Here is a 22,040-nt window from a genome sequence, read left to right on the forward strand (position 1 = left end):
GCAAGCTTGGCCTTTCACAGATTGCCACTCTTAATCACCCGCATGATATACGATTCCGAAAAACTCCTCGTGCTAGCAGGCCCCTGCTCACTCGAAAGCCTCGAAACTTGCCGCCCTGTAGCCGACACGCTGGCGGCGCTCCAACAAAAGCACCCGGAACTCAACATCCTGTTCAAAGGCTCCTTCGACAAAGCCAACCGCACCTCCATCGGCAGCGACCGCGGCACCGGCATGGAAGCAGGCATGGAAATTTTCCAAACCATCAAAGCTGAATATGGCTTCAAGACGATCACCGACATCCACACACCTGATCAATGCGCCACAGTAGGCGAGGTCGTGGATGCGCTGCAAATCCCTGCCTTTCTCTGCCGTCAAACCGACCTACTGGTCGCGGCGGCCGCCACCGACTGCGCGATCAATGTCAAAAAGGGCCAGTTCCTCTCGCCCTACGAAATGGAGTTCGTCACCAATAAACTGGAAGAAGCCGGCGCGGCAGAAATCTGGCAAACCGACCGCGGCACCACCTTCGGCTACCAAAATCTTGTCGTCGACATGCGCAGCTTCAGCATCATGGCAGGCAACGGCCACCCGACAATTATCGACGCCACCCACAGCGTGCAGATCCCCGGAGGTGCCGGCGGTATCAGCGGCGGACAGCGCGAATATGTCGCCCCCCTCGCTCGCGCCGCCATCGCTGCCGGAGCCAATGGTGTCTTTCTCGAAACACACCCGAACCCCGAAAAAGCCATCTCCGACGCCGCCAGCCAAGTGCCACTCGGCGAATTCCCACAACTCGTCGAAAGCCTACTGCGCGTCTGGCAAGCGGTTCGATGTTCAACAGGGGGTGATTCATGAGAATCACAGGCGGCCGCGCACGCGGCATTCCACTCAAAGCCCCCAAAGGCGATAGCACCCGCCCCGCCACCGACCGCATGCGCGAGTCGGTGTTTTCCAGCCTGGGGCCTAGCGTTGAAGGCTGCCGCGTGGCGGACCTCTTTGCCGGCACCGGTAGCTACGGACTGGAAGCACTCAGCCGCGGCGCCGCCAGTGCCAGTTTTTTCGAATCTGACCGCGCGGCACTCAGGTGCTTGCAAGAAAATGTGCGCGCGGCCCTGCGTAGTTGCCAATTAGAGGCCCCAGTCGCCAAGGTCGTGGCCCGCGACGTCTTCAGTCTCGACGTCAATAGCCCCGCCTACGACTTAATCTTTCTCGACCCGCCCTACCACATCATCGCCGACCAGATCGGCCGCATTTTCACCCAAGCAGTCGACGCCATCGCCACCCCCGAGGCCCGCGTCATACTCGAGCTCCCTGGCAACTTAGAGCCCGACATCCCAGGCTGGGAACTACAGCGCCGCATCGGCAAAGCCGGCAAAGACAAACCCACCGCCGCCATTTTCAAAAGATCGTAGCAAGGGATTGAGAGAAAGCACACTCCCGTAGCGATCAACGCTCCAGCTGCTCCAGTTGATACCCGGGCGTGGCATAACTCGGTGCAAACTGAATAATACTCACAACTGCCACCATCAGGATACCGATCTGGAATTGTGGGTAGCTCGGTGCCACCAGAAAAATACTGCCCAGCACGCTGCCCTCACACAATGCGAGGCCGATGATCATGGCCACCAGTTGCTTGGTAGGCTCCGTCAATTTCGGAATACTCAACCAGCGAATGCCCGTCGCCACCACCAGCGGCAGCAGACAGAGTAACCACAACCAGATCGCCATCGGTTCCTCTGCGTTCGCTTCTTTGGAAAACCCATCAGCCAAGAAAAATTGAAAGATAAACGCAGCCTGCAGCTGCGCAAACCAGAGGATCCACATAACGAGGGCGTGTTGTTTAGTAGGCATCCCGCATCTCAACCAATCCTCGCCTTAAAGAAAAGCTCAGAGTGCACCGCGCCGCACATCGCTCAGAACTTGAAGCCTGCGCAGAGCCACCGCAGCGGGCTGGCTATAAACTGACATTCTGTCTCAATAAGCCTCACCCCGAAGGCTACTGAGTCTCAATAACGCTTAAAACGCATAATTAGCTATTAAGCAGCAAGTTAAGACCATACAACCAACACATACAACTTGCCAAAGACGACAAATTGAGTCTCAATAAGTCAGGTTCGCACTCGGCGTGCCTCGAAGCACATTACAAAAAAATCAATCATCATGTATCTAATTAAACCAGATCTATGTGTTATGTGCGATGCCTGCCGTCCGGTATGCCCGCGCAATGCGATCAGTGCACACGCCACTGACAAAACGTATGTAGTCGATGCCGATCAGTGTAATAGCTGCTCCAACATGGGCGCTGTTCGTTGTGTGCCCCAGTGCCCGACGGACGCCATCGTAAAGAAGTAGCCTCGCAGTTAGGCAATTTCTCGCACCGAACACGACATGCCGCACTGCCTGTAAAGGGGTGCGGCATTGTTGTGCATACGCCTAACTAGCCGAGCTGCTCGCAAGTTGTGAAAGGAAAATCAAAGCCTGACAGCGCGCATTATTGAAAGCACAGCTGCGGCGCTGCGACTCTTTCATGCAGCCGTAAACCTGCCAGCCACACGCGCCCTTACAAGACAGCGGCAACAAGCCCATATAGCCAAAAACATCCTCCAGCGGATAGCCGAGCGCCACTCCGATCTCATGCGGGATCGTGCCATGCAGACGCCAACGCTCGTTCAGCTCTTCAATGAAATGACCCGCTCGCAGTGGATAACTGTAATTAAGCTGCGCCCCCATCACACAATAGGGAGCACTATCCAGCACTGCCTGTAGGCGCTCTGCTTGGAATATAATAAATTTTTGCAGACCATTGCTCTCGATCAACAAACGAAAATCAAAGCCCCATTGCGCTGACAGACGCGCGAGACCTGCCTCCACCTGTGCCACCGACATGCCCATCTCCTGGAGATCCAAAGACAGCAGCTCTCCGGTCTTTTCACTTAACAAGACACTCGAAGCATTCAAAAACACCCAAGCATCAAAGCGCTGCTCCAGCTCAGATGCACGCGACAATGAGGCCTTCCAATCGTGAAAGGGCCGCATATTTGCCTCTGTTTGTTCCAATACCATGACTGCGAATGTGAAGTGAATCGATTGCTTTGTGTGCTGCACATGAGCGATGCGGAATGCATCCACCCGCCGCATACCAATACGCACTCTCTCAAAATTGCAAGCCCCATATGATACTGAGTCTCATTCTGCAGCGCGCAAAATAATGCAAACGACGCAGACGCGCCTTCAAATTGGGCTATTTTTACTCCGTGTGCGGGTAGAAATAGAAGCAAGCGCCATGCTATAGTCTAAGTGTAGATTAATACAGCAATCATCTTAAATGATGGGAGGCATGAGCTATAGCCTTCGCTGCTTGATCTCTACATATCCAGATAATGTCATATCAACGCTCGGCTGTGAGCACATAGCCGGGCGTTCTTGTCGCTGAAGATCGGAAGCGCTTGCTATCGGCGCTCGGCAAACCACTGCGCGACGCCCGCGCAGTCCCGGCAGTTCAAGATTTGCTCCGCGGGAATGCCGCCCTTGCGTGCGATGTTTACCCCGGCCGCGTAGTGAGCGAGCCCCTCTGTTTTGTGTGCGTCGGGGTTGATAGCGCACATCAGGCCCTTCTCCGCGGCTCTGCGCCAGAGGCGCCAGTCCATGTCCAAGCGTTTGGGATTGGCGTTGATCTCGATAATGACTTTGTTGGCGATCGCGGCGTCGATCACCTTTTGTAGGTCGATCTTATAAGACTCGCGGCGCAACAAGATACGCCCGGTCGGGTGCCCGAGCATCACCGTGCCCGGATGCTCTATTGCGCGTATGACACGCGCAGTCATCTCGTCTTCCGATTGACTGAAGCTGGAGTGTACCGACATCACGGCGTAATCCAGCGCAGCCAAGGTGCTGTCCTCCAAGTCCAGCGAACCGTCGGGCAAGATGTCGCATTCGATGCCTGCAAAGACATGTAAGCCAGACTCCCCGGACTCATTATAAGCGCGAATCTGCTCCAATTGCTTCAACACGCGCGCATCGTCCAGTCCATTGGCTTGGTAGCTGGCCTTCGAGTGATCCGCCAGCCCGAGGTAATCGAAACCGAGCGCCTCCGCGGCCTCGGCCATCTCTTCGATCGTGCCACGCCCATCGGATGCGGTGGTGTGATTATGAAAGACGCCCCGCACTTGCGAAAGCTCCAACAAGGATGGCACCGAATCGCCCCCCTGCTCATAGCGTTCCACCTCACCCATGCCCTCACGCAACTCCGGCGGAATCGCCTGTAAGCCCAAAAATTCAAACAGCTCCTGCTCCGAAGAAACTTCCAACTCTCCACTCTCCTGAGCTGAGCCTGTCGAAGGCTCCACTTCCAACTCCCCACTGCCTGAGTTCGACGAAGGCTTTAGCCCCCACTCGCTCAAGCTGTAGCCCCGGCTCAGCGCACGCTGGCGCATGGCGACATTGTGCTCCTTCGAGCCGGTGAAATGATGCAGTGCAAAGGCGAACTGCGCCATAGGCACCACCCGCAGGTCGGCCTGCAAGCCGGACTCGAAGCGCACGCTGGACTTCGTCTCCCCGTGCGCAGTCACTTCCTGCACGGAGTCTTGCCCCACAAACCAGTCCATCACCGGCTGTGGCTCGGAGCTGGCCACGATAAAGTCCAAATCGCCCACGGTCTCTTTTAAACGCCGCAAACTGCCCGCCGCTTCCGCCTGCTCGACCTGCGGCAAGTCGCGCAAGCCGGCCAGAATGGGCTCTGCCACCGTGCGCGCATCCCACCACAAGTGGCGCTTAGCGTAAGCCGCCCGATTGGCGATGCCGGTCAAAATCTTTTCTTCTGACTTTTTACCAAAGCCCTTGAGCGCCGACACCTCGCCCGCTTCGCAGGCAGCTTTGAGCGCATCGATGCTTTCCACGCCGAGTGCGTCGTGCAATTTTTTCACCTTCTTGCCGCCCAGCCCGGGGATGTCCAACATCTCGATCAACCCCGGCGCAATGGAGGCGCGCAGCTTGGTATAATACTCCAGCTCTCCGGTGGCATACAGCGTCTCGATCTTGTCGACCAAGGCCGAGCCGACGCCCTTGATCGAGCCCAGCCGCCCCTCGGCAATCACCTCGCCCAAGTCGTCCTCCATCGTCTCCAACACCCGCGCGCCCCCGGAATAGGCACGAATTTTAAACGGGTTCTCTCCCTTGAGCTCTAAGAGCACAGCAATGTCTTCGAGGACGTCTACGATGTCGGCTTTGTTCATATACGAAAACTTGAGACAGTTAATCCAGATGACAAGCGTAGGATAAAAACGTAGGGGCTTCACTTGTGAAGACCGCAGTGGTTCGGCTCTGATTCTCGGCGGTCTTCATAAATGAAGCCCCTACGACCATTCACCTGAAGCAGTATCTATTTCGATCAGTTCTTGCGCTCCAACCGAGTCAACAATCCATTGGCTAGGCGGCGCCCCCTGATCATCCAAGTGTTGCACAAACTCCGGCCGATACTCTTGGCTGCAATGCCAATGCGGCCATTGGTCAGTCAGAGGCAGCAACGATTTTCGATAAGGGTTCAGAAATATATAACGCGCAAAACTTTCCATCGCGTCATCCGCGCGCAGACCGTGATCGTAAAAATCGCGCTGCCACTCCAGGCCCGCAGCTGCGAGGGCCGCCTTAGTTTTCGCTTTAAGTTTGATGATGCATTGTCCCAGTGAAATGCGATCCCCCAGCGTGCATAAAAAATGAATATGATCCGGCATCAGTGTGCCGCAGTGAAAGGTGTAATCCTGGTCCGTGTGTTGCCGACGCCAGATGTTTAGAATCGCCGCCGCCAAGGCAGGCTCCAATAGAGAGGTCTTTCGATCCTTAACACACAAAGTAATGAAATAGCGCTTACCGGGGTTGGAGACGCGACCTTTGCGTAGGTTTGCCGTTTTACGGACGGGTAAGATGATTTTCGTAGGGGCTTCACTTGTGAAGACCGCCGTGGTTCGGCTCTTAGGCTCGGCGGTCTTCACAAGTGAAGCCCCTACCTTTGCGACGTTCGCCAGCGCCCCTACGACCTTTCCTTTTTCATCCAACGGCAGGCGATCCACCCAACGCAGCTCTTTCGGGATCTTATAATTCACCAATTTCTCGCGCAGCTGTGCTTTCCAAGCGGGCTGTTCGCGACCGGTATAATACACGACCAGCCGCTGCCCCCACTCGGGGTCGGGCAATCCCACCGCTAGCACGGCTTCGACGCCAGCTAACTGCGCCACCGCGGCTTCCACCTCGCGGGGGTCAATCTTTTCGCCGCCGCTGTTGATCAGCCGATCTTTGCGCCCGATCACATGCAAACGTCCTTCGTCATCAAGTCGTGCCTCATCGTCGGTCAAATAACCGGCGCTGCCCTCTATGCGCGACTGTCCATGATAGCCCAGGAAAAGGGCCGAGCTGAAGATGCGCAAACGGCCATCGGCTTCGATCTGAAAACGCGCCTCACCAATCGCCACCGCTCCGGCATCGGGCGTCTGCAAGAAGTCCGCCACTGGCACGGCGGCCACCATGGCCGCGGTCTCGGTCATGCCGTAGACGGGAATGATCGGTAACTGACAGGCGCGCGCTTGCTGCGCAAGCGACTCAGGCAAGGCGGCCCCGCCCACAAAAATCGCACGCGCGGTCTGCAATGTTTGGACACGCGCATCCGAGCCCAAGGCGCGCTGCAACTGTGTCGGCACATAGGAGAGACAACGGCCCGCAACCTCATCTTCATCGAAGCGTATCTGCCCACCCGTCACATAAGCACGCAACAACTGCATCAACCCGCTCACATGATACAGCGGCAACACGCAGCAACTATCAATCGGCCCACCGCCCAGTAAGCCTTGCACGCCCTCGCAGGCGGCACAAAGCGAATCCCAAGTATGCACGGCCAGCTTAACCCCCCCCGTGCTGCCACCGGTCGGAATGAGAATGGAGCCCGGCTCTGGAGACGTAGGGGCTTCACTCGTGAAGACCGCCGAGCCATCCCGCTCCATGCCACCGCGGTCTTCACAAGTGAAGCCCCGACCAAAGCAAATGGCCGGCGACACTAAACGCCCCAGCTCTGCCTGCTCTTGCGCGCCCCAGTTGGGATTGGCCAAGGTCACAGGCACATCCAGCAAAACAGCCGCAAAAAACGCAGCGGCAAATTCAATGGGATCCTGCTCCGTCAGCAGCACCCCACGCGCTTGTTGCTGGCGCGTGAGCGCTTCCACCCGCGACAGATAATCCTGCACGCGCGCCACAAAGGCCTCGCCTGAAATGCCGTCGATCCAGTCGCGCGCGAGTTCTTCTAAATCGAGTTCCATATCTGCTCGGGCGCATAGGCTGCGCGGGCGTCCGTGTCAATCGCCGCCGCCGCGGGCAGGTGATTGAGTGTATCATTAAAAGCGTCTACGGTATCGAAACCGATCGGACCTGACAAGTCTGGTAAGCGATCCGCCAAGGCCAACACACTCTCTGCGCCGATGCCGGTCTCGAACACCGACGAGAACACCACCTGCGCCGCCACCGGTAACAAGCGCTGGCGCAGGGCTCCGACCTCCCCCATCAAGGCAGCCTTGACCACCAAGGGCCCCGACCAGGCGCCTGGTTCTAAAAAACGCGCCCCGGTGTCACCATTCAGCGACTCATCGAGAGCGATTGGCACCCCGTAGTCGTGCATGTAGCGGGCCATGCTTGCCTCTTGGCCGCAAGCCAGCGGTTGTTCGATGTAGTCCGTTTGCTGCGGGAAGCGCGCCAAGAGCTCCAGCCATTGCTCTAGCTCGGATGGATTCAAGCCGGCATTGGCATCGAAACGCAGCCGCACGCCTGGCGGCAGGGCGTCCAAGAGCTGACCTGCCCGCTCCAGCTCTTGAGCGACGGGGGCCAGGCCGATCTTCCATTTCAAATTACGGTAGCCCGCTTGCACGTGTTGCCGCGCACGCGTCAATCCCGCGTCTCCGGCGGGCAATAACCCAGACACGGGGTAGGCACGTGTCCTCGCTGATGCCGCGGCGTCCGCTGCGGCCCCGACCTGCGCACTGGAGAGTGCAAAGGCGCAACAGGGCAAATCCTGCGGCACTGGCAAGTCCGCTTGCACTTGCAAGTGCTGCAAAAAGGTCTGCGCTTCTGCCAGCGTCTCGCTGCCAAATTCCGGGATCGGGGCGACCTCGCCATAGCCGACTTGCCCGTCCTGCTCGACGCGCAGCAAAAAGCCTTCACGCCGCGCCCACTCTCCGCGCGCAGTGCGCAATGGCCTGCGAAAGGTGCGTCGATAGGGTTTAAATGAAATTTCGCAGGTCATGGAATTCTATCGTAGGGGCGTGATTTATCAAGACCGCCCAGCCTCCGCCAACAACACTGCGGTCTTCATAAATGAAGCCCCTACACTCTCATAAAGTATCATTTACGACTTGAGAAAAGACAATCTTTTGCTGAAGTCAGCCTATGAAAGCACCTCGAATCGAAGACTATTATCAATCTGCAGATCAGTTCTTCCAGAACAACTTGCCGGTCGGCCTGACCTACGACGACATTTCTCTGGCGACGCTCTACTCAGACGTGCTCCCTCGCCAAACCAATTTGGGCACCCGTCTCTCAGAGTCGCTCGAGCTGCAAATTCCGATCATTTCTTCGGACATGGACACAGTGACCGAATCCAAGATGGCCATTAAAATGGCGCTCAATGGCGGCCTGGGGCTCATTCACTATAATATGACCGACGAGAAGCAGGTGCGTGAGGTCGCCCGCGTCAAAAATCATATTCACGGCTTCATTCAGGAACCGATCAAAGTCGAGCCCAACCAGAAAATCGGCGAGGTCATGGACCGCATCGCAGATCGTGGCTATGGTTTCAGCACTTTCCCAGTGGTGGATGACAACAATAAATTACTCGGCCTGCTACCGGGGCGAGTCGTCAAAGCGCGCTACGCCAACCGCCTGGTCTCGGAAGCGATGACGCCACGCGATCAAGTCTACACGCTCAACGAAAAAGAGATCACTAAAGATCCGATCAAGACCGCGGACAAATTTTTCACCGACCACCTCGGCATTCACAAGCTACTGGTGGTGGACGACGAAGACCGCCTACGCGGCCTGTTCACACTCTCCGACATCGAGCGCATCGACGCCGAGTCGCAGCAGTCCGTCAAACCCGCCCGCGACAGCCACTTCCGTCTGATGTGCGGCGCAGCCATCTCCGCCCACCGCAAGCCCGATGGCGAACTGGACCGTGAGCGCATCATCAACCACGTAGGCAAATTGGTGGACGAGGGCGTGGACACCATCGCAGTATCCACTGCACATGGATTTTCTAAAGGCGTCGGCGACACCATCCGTATGCTACGCGGTGAGTTTGCCGACCTGACTTTGATCGCCGGTAACGTCACCAGCGCCGAGGGGGTCGAATTCCTCGCCGACGCGGGTGCCAATACCATAAAAATCGGTCAAGGCCCGGGCTCGATCTGCACCACTCGCATCGTCGCTGGTGTCGGCATTCCGCAAATGACCGCGCTCTACTGCGCCTCCATCGCGGCCCGTAAGAAGGGCGTCGCGATCCTCGCCGACGGCGGCATTTCCAAGTCGGGCGATATGGTCAAAGCCCTCACCTTGGCCAACGGCGTCATGTGCGGCAGCCTGCTGGCCGGCTGCAACGAAGCCCCCGGCCAGATTATAGAAATCAACGGCAAGCAATATAAACAATACCGTGGCATGGGCAGCAGCGCCGCCATGAAAGACGGCTCCGCCAGCCGCTACGGGCACGATCGCAAGGACATCGCCACCAAGGCCGCGGCCGAAGGCATTGAAGCGCTCAAAGAATCCGTCGGCTCACTCAGCGGCGTGCTGCGCGAGCTGGTGGGCGGCATCCAGTCCGGCATGGGCTACCTCGGCGCCGCCGACCTAGCTCAGCTCCGCGAGAAAGCCCGCTACATCCGCGTCAGCCCAGCCGGCCAAAAGGAATCCGCTCCACACGATGTAATCACCGTGAAAACGAGTGACTCATCAGCTGACTCTTCAAAATAAGTTTACTAAAACATGCTCACACCATTTACCTCCCAACTGATTGCCGATACCGGCATCTCCACAGGCGACGAAGGCAAGGGTCGCGTCATTCTCGAAATCGTGAACGAATTACGCGAGACCACCGGTCGCGAAGACGCGGTAGCGGCCGTCATGAAGGTCAACGGCGGCTCCAACTCCGGACACACCGTCGCGGGACTCAAGCTGAACCTATTGCCAGGCGGCGTAGCGGACCCGAAGGTTCCCTATCTGCCAATCGGCGCGGGCGTGGTCGCCGATCCACGCAAGTTCCTCTGGGAGTCGGCCTATGCGGAGCTGCACGGCCATGTTGCAGTCAAACGCCTCGCGATCGACGAGCGCTGCTTGGTCTCCGACCTCTGTCACCGCCTGCTCGACCTCGCCTGGGAAGACTACCGCGTGCACGTGCAAAAGGGCGATCCACGCGGCTCGACCGGTCGCGGCATCACGCCTGCCTACCTCGACGAAGTGGGACAATTTCAAATTTTCTATGCCGATTTCCTCGGCAGCAAAGAGGCCTTTGTCACTAAAATGCAGGGCCGCATCGACCGCGCACTACGCGTGATCGAGCACGTCTGCCAAGTCGCGCCGGAACGCTGGTCTGCTTTCTTTGAAACTCTGACTGGAGCGGAAACCCGCGCCAACGACGAAGTCATCCAAGCAGGCAAGTTCGACGCCAGCGAGTTCGACTTCAGCCAATTCGCCGGCGAAGCCCCCTTCACACTCAATGCCGAAAAACTGATCGAAGCCTACTGGGCCGCCGGCCAAATCCTGGCACCACAAGTCTGCGATGTGCGCGAACTGGTGCTGCGCGAGCAAGACAAGGGCAACTACATCATCGGTGAATTTGGCCAGGCTTACTGGCTGGATAAGCGTCACGGCTTCGCCCCCAACGTCACTGCCTCGCACACCTTCACGCCAGAGTTTTTCCAATCTGCGGGCATTCCCGCGCAGCCGATCCACAACGTCGGTTGCTGCAAGGCCTACGACACCAAAGTCGGCACCCACGTGTTCATCTCCGAGATCGACCTCGACCACCCGCTCAGCACCCTGCTGCGCAAGATCGAGTTTGGCGCCACCACCGGACGCCAACGAATGGTCGGCTGGTACGACGCCGTCGAAAAGGGCGACGCCCTACGCTACGGCGGCTATCAAGACTTGGTGCTCAATAAACTCGATGCCCTCTCGCACGCTGGCGACTGGCAAGGCGATCTACAAATCTGCACCGCTTACCAAGACGAAGATGGCAGCATCGTGCACCACGTGCCACGCGACATTAAAGTCCACCGCCGCCTCAAGCCGGTATTCAAAACAGTGCCCGGCTGGAGCGAAGACATCTCCGGCGTGCGCAGCTTTGCCGATCTGCCCGAAGCCGCCAAGGTCTACGTGGCATGGCTATTAAAAGCCTTAGTCGAAGTCGCCAACCACGGGGATCAGCACAAAGACAAGATCCCTAACCTGCGCTACATCGGCGTCGGCCCCGAGCCCAGCCAAATCATCAAAGACGTGCCGCCCGTGAAGGAACTATTGAAGCTCGCGAAATAAGCGTAGTGACAAGCTTCCAGCTTGTCTGAGCACTCAACTCGTCAGAACTCAATCTATGATGGAACTCCCAGAATCCCTTCAAAAATGGAGCGACGAGGAATTACGTGCGCTCAACCATGCAATCGTTGACCATCTCAAACAGCGCAGAGCCGTCCAAGCAAGGATGGAAATGACTCGCTTTCAACGCGGCTGCAAAGTCGAGTTCTGGTCCTCGGAAGGCGACTTAATCGAAGGCACAATCATCAAATTCAATAAAAAGACCGTAAGTGTCCTCACCGAAGAGGGCACGCAATGGAACGTCTCTCCTTCCCTGCTGACACGAAAAGCCGGCGATATCCCACCCGCTCAAGAGCAAGAAGTCATCGACTTCAAGGACTAGTTCGAGAGCTATGTGAAGCTCCTACATTTCGTCTGGCCCGGGCATCATCGCAAGCATTTCAAATAGCTGCCCGAGCATCGCAAATTCCTCGAATTGTGCCAACCGTACACCTGCCAGCTTCGCAAATGGGGACAACATTTCATAGGCCTCATGCGTCACCACTCGAATCTCAGTCGGACAATAACCGTGTGCATCAATATTCGCCACCAAACACTCCCACAAGGTCTGAGCCTCCGAAATGTCTACATCCGCGGTAAATTGAGGCTTCGGCGGCACATTACCTGTGCCAATCGAACAAGCCATCGCTAGCACTGGCATGACGGGCCCCGAGGCCGTCATCACACCAGTCGGCATACAAAGCGTGCCCACTTCCCAACTGTCTTCCTGTTGCGGCATTTTGGCCAAGCGTGCGCACTCAAATTCATTCGGTTGATACACCGCCTGCTCCGCATGGCAGCGCTCCCAATCGACCGACACATCTTCCAACTGCCAGCCCTCGTTGCCCTCCGGCTCCGCCCCCGCTGCCAAGCGAAATACTTTTAAGCTCTTAGGCATCGTGCCGGGCACTAAATGCGACAACAAAAAGGACTCAGGATGCTTCGACTGCTGCATCAACTCGACATAGCGCAGCGCAAGCCGCATGCCTCGCCGCAAAACAGCCATGTCCTCAGCTTCCGAAAACCATGGGAAACAACGCGGACGGTAACTACGAAACCGTATCCAACGATGACGCCCACGCGGCGGCGTCTGCTGCCGAGTATATTTGTAAAGCTTGAGATCGGGCGCATCCATCCCTGCCTTGTTTAAAAACTCAACCTCGACCATGCTCGACATTTTCAACACCGACTCTGGGTCCAAGGCCGTAGCCGCCGAAAAAGCCGACCTCCAAAATGCCAGCGCCGTCGGGGCCCGGTGCACATGGATCGAGTAAACTTCCTGACCTCGCCCCAACACGGACACAATGTCCAGCTCCTTCGTTTCTGGATCTTCCACCGCAAAGATATCACGATCCCACAGTTGCTTCCACGGCTCCACAGCATGCACGGTTTCTGCCAACTTCAAGGTTTTGGAAAACTCCAACAAGTCACCCTTCGGTAACTCTTTATAGGGTTCAGGAAAAGTCTCCGATTCCGCCTCATCTTCATCGAAGAACTCATCGCTATCGTCATCATCCAGGTCGATCTTTCCACCCGCCAGCGCCGACATGAATTCCTCAAATCCATCATCCTCGTCTTCCAAGTCATAATCTTCGTCCGAGTCAATAAATGGGCCCCCACCGTGCGTTTCCTCCGCGGCGACAGGGTGCAAACCACCACGCTCGGCCGCTTCACTGTAAATATCGCCTAACTCACGATTAATAAACTTCAGATCCGCATTCTCAAAATCCAGCTCTTCCAGCTTATAATTCTCATACGCCTCCCAATCTGCACTGACAGCCCCGGATTCGATCGCTAGCTTAATCTTTCGCATTTCCATTAATCCGTGAGGCCCGCCACAATCCTCAAGCACGTCGCCCCCCTTGGCCTTGACGCAGCGTAAACAATCCCCCTCATCATGCTTCAAAATCTCCTTGAGCGTGATGCGATGATCCCAGCCATCACCAAAATCGTAGCTGTAGCGGAACCAGTCCTTCTCCTTTTTAAGCACCTCAGAGAGCGCCACCTTCGCTTCGTCCCGCGCACCAGGCAGCGGATCTTCGTAGTCGCTGGGTATGTAGTAAATACGACCTTGCTCATACTGGTGTAAATGGGAATCCGTCCAGCCCATAGACTCCTGGATCACCTCATGCAGCCAGCTCAAGCTAATATTCGCCGGCACCACCAACTCACGCCAAATCGGTGGACGAACCACCTGCTCCAGTTGAATACGAATCAGATAACGAGTATTTGCAGCGTGAGCGGACATACCTATAGATAGTACATCACACGCATTTTCCACCAGCTTATAATCCTAAAACAAGCCACAATTGACATCTACATAGTGCGTCAAATAAAGACATAGCAGTCGTCTCACCAGCAGTGACGCCCCCTTCTCTAAATATACAAATCACCATGAACGCAAAAATCATCGCAGCCTGTGAGGCATTTTCAAAGGGCAAGCCCGAAACCGCCCTTCCTTTTCTCGCCGAAAACATCGAATGGCACATCGTAGGCGACCGCAGCATCGACGGTAACGCCGCCGTAAAAGAAATGTGTGCAGACGCTGCCTCGCAAGGCGAGCCCAACTTCGAAAATGGCCGCGTGATCAAGGCCAAGAATCATGTCGTCGTCGAAGGTGCCGACCACGACACTGGCATGCACTACTGCGACATCTACACCATCGAGAACAACGAGATTTGCGAAATCGCCTCCTACTCCCTAGCCGGACCGGAGTAAGCAAAACTCACTCCCCCTGAAAGCTCAACACGATGCGCCGCTGATGGCTCCGCTGGCGGTGCTCCCAGAGAAAGACGCCCTGCCAAGTGCCTAAGCAGAGTCGCCTGTGGACGAAAGGGATCACTTCTGCCGTGCGCGTGAGCGCCATCTTGATGTGACTGGGCATATCGTCGGGGCCCTCGTATGTGTGAGTAAAATGCGGGTCATTTTCCGGCACCAGTCGATCGATAAAGCCCTCTAGGTCACGTCGCGCAGAAGGATCCGCGTTTTCCATAATCACCAAGCTGCAACTGGTGTGACAGCAAAACACCGTGACCGTGCCCTCACTCAAGCCTGACTCTCGCAGCGCGGATTCAATTTGTTGCGTAAACTCTGCCGTAGCTTTGCCTGGTGCGATGACAACGATCTCTTTGGTATATACTGGCATGTGAAGGGAAGCTGTTAGTGTTTCTTGCGCCTGCTGGACTTGGCGCTTTTCCAAGTCGAACCTTGCACGTCCTCGCATAGGTTTCCCATCCGGTCAAAGGCGCGTGGAATGGTGAGCCACAGATTTAAATAGGCGCCTAGTGTTAAGGAAACGAAAATCGCAATCATTATAGCGAGCTGGTATTTAATCGCCACCATTGGTGTGGCCCCGCCCAAGATTTGGCCGGTCATCATGCCCGGCAGCGCAACGATCCCGACCGTCGCCATGCTTGCAAGGTGCTGACGACAGGCATTACTCATCGCCAACGCCAACCAGGGGCGCAAGGCCTCGAAACGTGTGGCCCCCATTGACAGACGTTGCCGATAGACATCTGCATCTTTAGAGATTCCTGCGTAGAAATGCTGCACCGACAGGATGTTACCCCGCAAGCAATTGCCTAAGATCATACCGACAATCGGAATCAAATAGCGCGCATCATACCAAGGATCGGGGCGTATCAAGCTCAGAATCATCACACCCGCCACGGTCAAGGTCGTGGCACTCAGCGCCCACATACAGGGCAAAACGAAACGGCGCAGCCCAATGCCACCATCCCCCAAGATCCTGAAATTGGCCGCGCTCAGCATCACCAACAGCCACAACAAATTGAGCCATAGCGAGTTGGTCCTAAATAAGAATTCCAGATACAGACCGACCAGAAACAATTGCACCGTCATCCGCACAATCGCCCAGAGTAGACTTCGCGTCAGCCCCAGTCCTAAACTATAAAAAATCGCCAGCGGAATTAACAGCATTGTGTAGTAGAGCAGTAAAGCGCCCCAACCAATGTCGATAAATTGCTTATCCATGCTGTCCGTCCTCCCCGACGCGAACCACTCGGTTGAATCGCGCTAAAAACTCTGCATCATGCGAAATGGCCAACACCGTGCGCTCGGGCGATGCTAGTATGCAATCCATGACCGCTGTCTTAGTTTCCGCATCGAGTGAACTCGTCGGCTCATCCACCAGCCACACAGGACGATCCAGCAACAAGGCACGAGCCAGCGCCAAGCGCTGCTGCTCCCCTCCCGACAAACGACGGGCATCGGCCGCCAAATCAAGCGCGGCGAGCCCGACTGCCTGCAACACTTCATGCAGTTTCACATCCGTAAAGCGGGCGGCCAGAGCCTGATTACGCTTAAATTCCAAGGGCAAACAAAGCGCCTCACGCACGGTATCCGCCCCTGGTTCGGCTTGTTGCGGTAGCCAATTAATACACTGGCGAACAGCCGCCACGTTTGCGGCGTCCACAGCCAAGCCCGCAACCGAAAGCGAACCTGCCGCTGGAACGCAAAAGCCCATCAACGCACGCAGTAGAGTCGTCTTGCCCGCCCCGGAACGCCCCGCTAAGGCAACTTTTTCGCCAGCGCGCAGCTCTAAACTAAAATCACTGAGAAGCGGACGCCCCTCAAAAAAAATACTGAGCTCACGAATCATGAGAGCCGGCACAGAGCTATTCATCAATTTATCCAAAACGCTAAAAGAGCAAGCGCATCTCAGCCACAAGACAATCTAAACCGCGCCACAAAATCGACTATTCGTAGCTGTAATAAATACCCTGCGTATTTATTGTAGCTCGTCGCTCCCCAATCGCATCACTAACTGCCGACTTCAATGGATTATTAGCAAAGGTACGTTACAGTGGGTGCATGCGCACAGAAATAGACTCGATGGGCACTATGGAAGTGCCTGAAAATGCTCTCTACGGAGCCTCGACCCAGCGGGCGGTGCTCAATTTCCCAGTCAGCGGGCACTGCATGCCGGCACTTTTTATTCGTAGCTGCGGCTTGTTGAAATACGCCTGTGCTCAGGCCAATCTGGCGCTGGGGCGCTTGGATGCGGAAAAAGCCAAGGCCATCAGCATCGCGGCACTGGAGATCTACGAAGGCAAACACACAGAACACTTCCCCGTAGATGTCTTTCAGACCGGCTCTGGCACCTCGACGAATATGAATGTCAACGAGGTGATCGCCAACCGCTGCAGTCAATTGAGCGGGCAACCGATCGGCTCCAAAATCCCGGTGCATCCCAACGATGACTGCAACCTCGGCCAATCCTCCAACGACACCATGCCCACCGCTCTGCACCTGAGCACGGCCGCCGCCTTGCAACAACAACTACGCCCGGCACTCGTGCAGCTCTCCAAAGCACTCGCCCAGAAGGAACGCACCTTCAATAAAGTGGTCAAAATCGGCCGCACGCACCTAATGGACGCCACACCGATCACGCTGGGACAGGAGTTTTCCGGCTATCTGCGGCAAGTCAAAAAGGGCATCGCTCGCGTGGATCACGCCATCCTCACCTTAAAAGAGCTCGCGATCGGCGGAACCGCCGTAGGCACGGGCATTAATGGCCACCCGGACTTCGCTCAAGCGGTCATTTCGATTCTCAACGAAAAGACTCAGCTGCATTTCATCGAAGCTAAGAACCACTTCGAGGCTCAGGCCGGCCGCGACGACTGCGTGGAAGTCGCGGGCCAGTTACAAGCCATCAGCGCCAGCCTGACCAAGATCGCCAACGACATTCGCCTGCTCGGCTCGGGGCCACGCTGCGGACTGGGCGAGCTACAGTTGCCCGCCACCCAGCCGGGCTCCTCCATCATGCCCGGCAAAGTCAACCCGGTCATGTGCGAGATGCTGGTCCAAGCCTGTCTCTACGCCAACGGCCAATGCCAGACCGTCGCCGCCTGCGGCCGCGACGGACACTTTGAACTGAACGTCACCATTCCCTTGATTGCTTACTCGCTACACGAAGCGATTCAGGTGCTGGCCCGCGGCACGACTCTTTTCACCGAACGTTGTGTGGCCGGCTTGCAAGTCAATGAGGACGCGATTGCCGATAATCTTGCCAATTCCCTGATGCTGGTCACCGCGCTCAACCCGCACATTGGCTACGATAAAGCTTCACATGTCGCCAAGCGCGCCTTCGCCGAAGGCCGCAGCCTACGTGAAATTGTGCTGGAGGAAAAATTAATGAGCCCCAAAGCCCTCGATAAAGCGCTCAATCCGAAGAAAATGGTCTAACAATCAATAGAGATATGCCTTGAAGATTGAAGCTTTGAATTCAGCCTGTAGTCTGCACCGTCATACAATGCCTTCGCTCTTCAAAGAATTTCTGATCATCATCGCGCTCACACTCATCGGCAGCGCCTACTCACTGGTGCACGAGCTGGCGCCACGCCCTTGGGCGGAGCCCACACTCGCAGCCGGTGAAATACAGCTGGCTGACGCACAAGCTATGAACGTGATCTGGTTAGATGCACGCCCGATTGCAGCATTTGAGGCGGCCCATATTCCAGATGCGCTCTTCTTCGACGAGGGCGATTGGGACTCCGGGCTAATGACACTCATGGATGCCTGGCTGACGCAGCCGCGCCCCATTGTCGTCTATTGTGGCAGTGAGAGCTGCGGCACCAGCCAGCGAGTCGCCGAAAGGCTACGCACCGCACTGCCCGATGCAGAAATTTACAGTTTGAAAGGAGGCTGGGACGCATGGCAGCAATAAATGCAAAGGCATACCTACTCCTGATCGCCCGCCTGGTGCTTTCGGCCGTTTTTTTACTGGCAGCATTTCCCAAAATTCAGGATCCAGTGGCTTTTACGGCATCCATTGAAGGCTTCCGTGTAGTGGGCAACAATGCTGCAACATGGATTGCGCTCGGGCTCCCTTGGCTGGAGCTCGTGACTGGCTTGGGCTTGTTAATCCCGCAAATTCGCCGTGCCAGCGCCATGATCATCGCTCTCTTATTGATCACATTCATCGCCCTGCACGCCAGCGCTTGGATTCGTGATCTCGACATCAATTGCGGCTGCTTCGGTGTCAATGAGGCGCACGAGGCCCCCAATTATCTCTGGCTGATCCTTAGAAATGTGGCTCTGCTCGGCGCTTGCCTCTGCACATTGATCCGAGACTGGAGGAACCCACGCCCCCCATCCGTGACAGATGAAGTGAGCACTTCTTGATTTCCTGTTCCACTATAATATCTCAACTTGTCATGTTTTCACGATTCATACTCATCTCACTGCTGCTCTCTAGTTGCGCCTCCCTATTAAACGCCTCGAGCCTGGTCTGGGACAGCACCGAGGCGCATGTCAAAATGGAGCCTGAACAAGAGCAAGCACGGGCGACCTTTACGGTAACCAACGAAGGCGAAAAAACAGTCCGCATCGCTCGTATCAAAACCAGCTGCGGCTGCACGGGCTCCATCTTGGACAAAAAAATAATTAAGCCCGGTGAAACGACAGAAATCATTGCCACCTTTAACAAAGGCAAACGACAAGGGCTCAATCGCAACCGCTTACAAGTCTTCATCGATAGCCAAGCGGAAGCTGTGGTGACACTCGCCATGAATGTCGAGATCCCCACACTGATTAAAGCGGCGCCGCAAATTGTTTACTGGAGCCCGAGTAGTTCGAAAACAGAACGGCGCGTGCAACTCAGCCTCGACGAACAATACATGGATAGTATCCAGAGCATCGATTACGATGAGAGCCGTCTCACAATCACAGAAGAACCAGGCGACGCCAACAAAGGCATTGATCGCGTGCTAGTGATCGAGCCCAAAGACTACAGCACACTCTATCGCGGCACGATTACAGTATACGGCAGCGGCCCGAACAATCGCAAAGCGGAAACTCGCATCCATACATTCGTGCAACCGTAAATCACTGCGGCCTCAATTCGAGCCGCTGAGTTCAACAGCAACATTCAAACGTCGGGGATCGGCCACAGCAGTCACCTCGCCGCTGTGCGTATCGATCGAAACTGCATTGACGCCTCCAAAATAGTAGCGCGAGGGCTCAACGAAGTGAACATCCCAACCGTAAGCTCGTAGCATGTCCGCTCGGTCTTCTCCGTAACTGGGCTCGATTTCCACGTAGCGATCGGACTCGCTACGCGAGAGAGGCCGCCTCAAATGAAAACGTGGCCCTTTGATCGCATCTTCTAAACTGGAGCCATACACCAAAACCGAACTCAGGATTTGAGCCACCGCGGTCGGAATTCGCTGCCCCCCTGGCGCGCCCAAAGCCAAATAAGGCTGACCATCCTTCAAAACCATCGTAGTGGAAATGGTACTACGTGGCCGCTTCCCCTCAGCGATAAAATTAACCGAACGCGTGGAGTTCACAGCAAAGTTCTTCATTGTATTATTTAATAAGAAGCCCGTGCCCGGCGCGATCACGGCGGCCCCAAAACGACTGCTGAGCGACTGCGTGATCGAAGCGACATTGCCCGCTGCATCCACCACCACAAAGTGTGTCGTCGAACGAAGCCCCGACAGTTCATCAGCGCTTTGTGGGCGGTCGTACGATGCGCTGCTCACAGGCAGTGGCTGATCAATCGCACGCTTCAAGTCTCGTAAGGCGCCCGGGCTGAATGTTTCGGCACGCGCATCATCACGTGTTAAATCATCGCCGAAGTGCCGAAAAACACGCGGATAACTCGCGCGCAACACACGCCCCAATAAATCCAAGCGCTCCGCCGAAAAGTTGTCCGTATCATTGCGCACCTGCTCCATTGCCATCATCGACATCAGCACCGTGGCCCCGCCTGCCACCGGCGAGGCGGCAGTATAAATTTCATATTCATTCCAAGGGCTCGACAGTGGCTCAATACGGTGAGCTTGATAAGCTTGCAAGTCAGCCAAAGTAATCCAGCCCCCACCCTCAGCCATCCCCTTGGCCAGCATGCGAGCCGTGGCACCCGAGCGAAATTCTTCGATCCCATTGTAAGCAAGGCGCTCGAGCGTGAAGGCGAGATCTGCATTCGCCATACGTGTACCGACTTCCGGCGCAGCACCATCGACCGTATACCATTTACGTGCCTCTGCGTTCTTACGCAAAGACTGACGGCTACGACTGTAGATGGCCGCCGAATGTGCATCGATCAAATAACCGGCGCGCGCGACTTTAGCAGCAGGCAACACCAGCTCCGCCCATGGCCGCGTTCCAAATTGTTGATGCAAGTCCCACATACCAGGCACCAGCCCGGGAGTGCCTACCGCTTTGAAAGAGCGCGTCTTAGTTTGATAAGACGCATCGCGATAATCATCTACCGGAAACTGCAGCGGCGCTTGATCCAGACTCTCGATAAAACTCACACGCTCTGTCGCCCTGTCGTAATAAAGAATCACAGCCTTCCCGCCCAAACCAGAGCCAAAGGGTTCCGTAACGCCCAGCGCCATCGATACCGCAACTGCTGCATCTGCCGCATTGCCCCCAGAACGCAAGACCTCAGCACCGATTTCAGAAGACTCCCGACTGCCGGAAACTACCGCAGCCCTCGCAATCGAAGCAGCAGGCGCGAACAGCCTGCTAGCCAATAGCAGGATACAAATATAAGTGAACAAAGACATGAGCGAATGGAGTAATGAGAGCTAATTTGAATTAATCGCGCGAGGGATACTCACCTTCTTTGATGAACTCGACCCGCGCATCAAAGAAAGCGTAATGACGCCCCTCCCACGGAGTCAGCGCTTCGCCATTAACAGAATACTCACTGCCACCTGTCGCAGCACTACTGTAATTCTGACTATCCACATTGGTGATCATCCAGATGTTCGAAGCAGGCTCCGAATCCCCCGAACCCTCGGCAATATTGGCGCGTATACTAACGATGCTGACCGGCTGTGTTATTTTATCCAAGGTGTTGCTTCGACGACCAAAGAAATTGGGCGGCTCCGAATATATTGTATTATTCAACAGGTATCCGTGCCCACTGCCCTCAATTCCGTAATCAACAACTGGCTCCCAAAACGCATCATTAGGCGGCAAATAGTCCATGTCCGCCATCGTCGTTGAAAACCAGCGATCACGCTCGTCATCTTCGACGAAGCTAGGCACACGCATCGCTCGATTAAAACGACCCGGCAATTTCCCGTTGACCGAGTTATACAATAGAACCGCCTGTGCCATAGTGCGAATTTTAGAAACATCCTCTGACTTCAATGCCCTCGACTTAACAGCCCCCACAGTTGGAATCAGGATCGCAGCCAATATGACTATAATACTGATCACCATCAGCATTTCAATGAGCGTAAATGCAGCTATTGTTCTTTTTTTGTGATTCATCACAATCACCTTTAGCACTGGTAATGCCAATTATTCTCAATCGCTCTAAGCCAGAATAAAAATAAATCATAAGCAACTGAACTTATTAGACTTACGAAAGCACATTACAGTCATACCAGTAATATCCACAAATCGAATACTACTTCAAATCGATATAAAACTTGCTCAAAACGGCTACGTTGTCTTTTTAACAA

At 55.7% G+C, this 22,040-nt stretch carries 22 protein-coding genes; 11 read left to right on the forward strand and 11 right to left on the reverse strand.

Going from position 1 to position 22,040, the window contains the following annotated elements; translation table 11 throughout:
* Positions 1–42 precede the first annotated feature (42 nt).
* Positions 43–855 carry a 3-deoxy-8-phosphooctulonate synthase gene (gene kdsA / locus SH580_RS11315; protein WP_319830986.1) on the forward strand — a complete coding sequence of 271 codons (813 nt, stop codon included), beginning with the start codon at positions 43–45 and terminating at the stop codon, positions 853–855.
* A complete protein-coding gene (locus SH580_RS11320; RefSeq protein ID WP_319830987.1) occupies positions 852–1,412 on the forward strand; it encodes an RsmD family RNA methyltransferase in 561 nt (186 codons plus the stop codon). Before kdsA ends, SH580_RS11320 begins: the two co-directional genes overlap by 4 nt.
* A 34-nt stretch (positions 1,413–1,446) precedes the next feature.
* Here the strand turns inward: SH580_RS11320 and SH580_RS11325 are convergent, their stop codons facing one another.
* Positions 1,447–1,824: a hypothetical protein gene (locus tag SH580_RS11325; protein ID WP_319830988.1), complete on the reverse strand. Its 378-nt coding sequence runs from the start codon at positions 1,822–1,824 to the stop codon at positions 1,447–1,449.
* Positions 1,825–2,160: 336 nt separating this feature from the next.
* Between SH580_RS11325 and SH580_RS22190 the strand changes: the two genes are divergently transcribed.
* Positions 2,161–2,352, forward strand: coding sequence for a 4Fe-4S binding protein (locus SH580_RS22190; protein ID WP_425607093.1), 192 nt, complete (start codon positions 2,161–2,163; stop codon positions 2,350–2,352).
* Positions 2,353–2,433: 81 nt separating this feature from the next.
* Here SH580_RS22190 and SH580_RS11330 read toward each other — a convergent pair whose 3' ends face one another.
* The 4 genes from SH580_RS11330 to SH580_RS11345 all read right to left on the reverse strand — a co-directional run bounded on the left by SH580_RS11330 (position 2,434) and on the right by SH580_RS11345 (position 8,278).
* Entirely contained in the window at positions 2,434–3,150 is a 717-nt protein-coding gene (locus tag SH580_RS11330; RefSeq protein WP_319830989.1) for a DUF3793 family protein, read from the reverse strand.
* A gap of 299 nt (positions 3,151–3,449) precedes the next feature.
* Entirely contained in the window at positions 3,450–5,231 is a 1,782-nt protein-coding gene (gene polX, locus SH580_RS11335) for a DNA polymerase/3'-5' exonuclease PolX (RefSeq protein ID WP_319830990.1), read from the reverse strand.
* A gap of 120 nt (positions 5,232–5,351) precedes the next feature.
* Positions 5,352–7,301, reverse strand: a complete 1,950-nt coding sequence (locus SH580_RS11340) for an REP-associated tyrosine transposase (protein ID WP_319830991.1) — start codon at positions 7,299–7,301, stop codon at positions 5,352–5,354.
* Entirely contained in the window at positions 7,286–8,278 is a 993-nt protein-coding gene (locus SH580_RS11345) for an o-succinylbenzoate synthase (protein WP_319830992.1), read from the reverse strand. Before SH580_RS11345 ends, SH580_RS11340 begins: the two co-directional genes overlap by 16 nt.
* A 143-nt stretch (positions 8,279–8,421) precedes the next feature.
* Between SH580_RS11345 and guaB the strand changes: the two genes are divergently transcribed.
* The 3 genes from guaB to SH580_RS11360 are packed head-to-tail and all read left to right on the forward strand — an operon-like array spanning position 8,422 to position 11,935.
* On the forward strand, positions 8,422–9,996 hold the full coding sequence (guaB, locus tag SH580_RS11350) for an IMP dehydrogenase (RefSeq protein ID WP_319830993.1): 1,575 nt from the start codon (positions 8,422–8,424) through the stop codon (positions 9,994–9,996).
* Between the two features lie 12 nt (positions 9,997–10,008).
* A complete protein-coding gene (locus SH580_RS11355; RefSeq protein ID WP_319830994.1) occupies positions 10,009–11,556 on the forward strand; it encodes an adenylosuccinate synthetase in 1,548 nt (515 codons plus the stop codon).
* 55 nt (positions 11,557–11,611) lie between these two features.
* Entirely contained in the window at positions 11,612–11,935 is a 324-nt protein-coding gene (locus SH580_RS11360; protein WP_319830995.1) for a hypothetical protein, read from the forward strand.
* A gap of 21 nt (positions 11,936–11,956) precedes the next feature.
* Here the strand turns inward: SH580_RS11360 and SH580_RS11365 are convergent, their stop codons facing one another.
* Positions 11,957–13,840 carry a plasmid pRiA4b ORF-3 family protein gene (locus SH580_RS11365; protein ID WP_319830996.1) on the reverse strand — a complete coding sequence of 628 codons (1,884 nt, stop codon included), beginning with the start codon at positions 13,838–13,840 and terminating at the stop codon, positions 11,957–11,959.
* Positions 13,841–13,986: 146 nt separating this feature from the next.
* On the opposite strand from SH580_RS11365, the gene SH580_RS11370 reads away from it, so the two are divergent.
* Complete coding sequence (locus tag SH580_RS11370) at positions 13,987–14,310, forward strand: nuclear transport factor 2 family protein (protein WP_319830997.1); 324 nt, start codon at positions 13,987–13,989, stop codon at positions 14,308–14,310.
* Between the two features lie 7 nt (positions 14,311–14,317).
* On the opposite strand, the gene SH580_RS11375 is transcribed toward SH580_RS11370, so the two are convergent.
* From SH580_RS11375 to SH580_RS11385, 3 genes are read right to left on the reverse strand one after another with little or no spacing between them, the layout of a single operon-like run.
* Entirely contained in the window at positions 14,318–14,737 is a 420-nt protein-coding gene (locus SH580_RS11375; protein WP_319830998.1) for a secondary thiamine-phosphate synthase enzyme YjbQ, read from the reverse strand.
* 14 nt (positions 14,738–14,751) lie between these two features.
* Positions 14,752–15,585 (reverse strand): ABC transporter permease, encoded by an 834-nt coding sequence (locus SH580_RS11380; protein WP_319830999.1) that lies wholly within the window; start codon positions 15,583–15,585, stop codon positions 14,752–14,754.
* Entirely contained in the window at positions 15,578–16,237 is a 660-nt protein-coding gene (locus SH580_RS11385; protein ID WP_319831000.1) for an ATP-binding cassette domain-containing protein, read from the reverse strand. Before SH580_RS11385 ends, SH580_RS11380 begins: the two co-directional genes overlap by 8 nt.
* 188 nt (positions 16,238–16,425) lie before the next feature.
* On the opposite strand from SH580_RS11385, the gene SH580_RS11390 reads away from it, so the two are divergent.
* The 4 genes from SH580_RS11390 to SH580_RS11405 are packed head-to-tail and all read left to right on the forward strand — an operon-like array spanning position 16,426 to position 19,439.
* A complete protein-coding gene (locus tag SH580_RS11390) occupies positions 16,426–17,799 on the forward strand; it encodes a class II fumarate hydratase (RefSeq protein ID WP_319831001.1) in 1,374 nt (457 codons plus the stop codon).
* A gap of 19 nt (positions 17,800–17,818) precedes the next feature.
* Positions 17,819–18,280, forward strand: a complete 462-nt coding sequence (locus SH580_RS11395) for a rhodanese-like domain-containing protein (protein ID WP_319831002.1) — start codon at positions 17,819–17,821, stop codon at positions 18,278–18,280.
* On the forward strand, positions 18,268–18,738 hold the full coding sequence (locus tag SH580_RS11400; protein ID WP_319831003.1) for a MauE/DoxX family redox-associated membrane protein: 471 nt from the start codon (positions 18,268–18,270) through the stop codon (positions 18,736–18,738). The genes SH580_RS11395 and SH580_RS11400 overlap by 13 nt, the downstream gene beginning before the upstream one ends.
* A gap of 32 nt (positions 18,739–18,770) precedes the next feature.
* Positions 18,771–19,439: a DUF1573 domain-containing protein gene (locus SH580_RS11405; protein ID WP_319831004.1), complete on the forward strand. Its 669-nt coding sequence runs from the start codon at positions 18,771–18,773 to the stop codon at positions 19,437–19,439.
* Positions 19,440–19,451: 12 nt separating this feature from the next.
* On the opposite strand, the gene SH580_RS11410 is transcribed toward SH580_RS11405, so the two are convergent.
* Both SH580_RS11410 and SH580_RS11415 read right to left on the reverse strand, forming a co-directional pair.
* Complete coding sequence (locus tag SH580_RS11410) at positions 19,452–21,131, reverse strand: gamma-glutamyltransferase family protein (RefSeq protein ID WP_319831005.1); 1,680 nt, start codon at positions 21,129–21,131, stop codon at positions 19,452–19,454.
* Between the two features lie 31 nt (positions 21,132–21,162).
* Positions 21,163–21,846 carry a type II secretion system protein gene (locus tag SH580_RS11415; RefSeq protein WP_319831006.1) on the reverse strand — a complete coding sequence of 228 codons (684 nt, stop codon included), beginning with the start codon at positions 21,844–21,846 and terminating at the stop codon, positions 21,163–21,165.
* Positions 21,847–22,040 lie beyond the last annotated feature (194 nt).

It is taken from the genome of Coraliomargarita algicola (assembly GCF_033878955.1).
Classification (GTDB): Bacteria; Verrucomicrobiota; Verrucomicrobiia; order Opitutales; family Coraliomargaritaceae; genus Thalassobacterium; species Thalassobacterium algicola.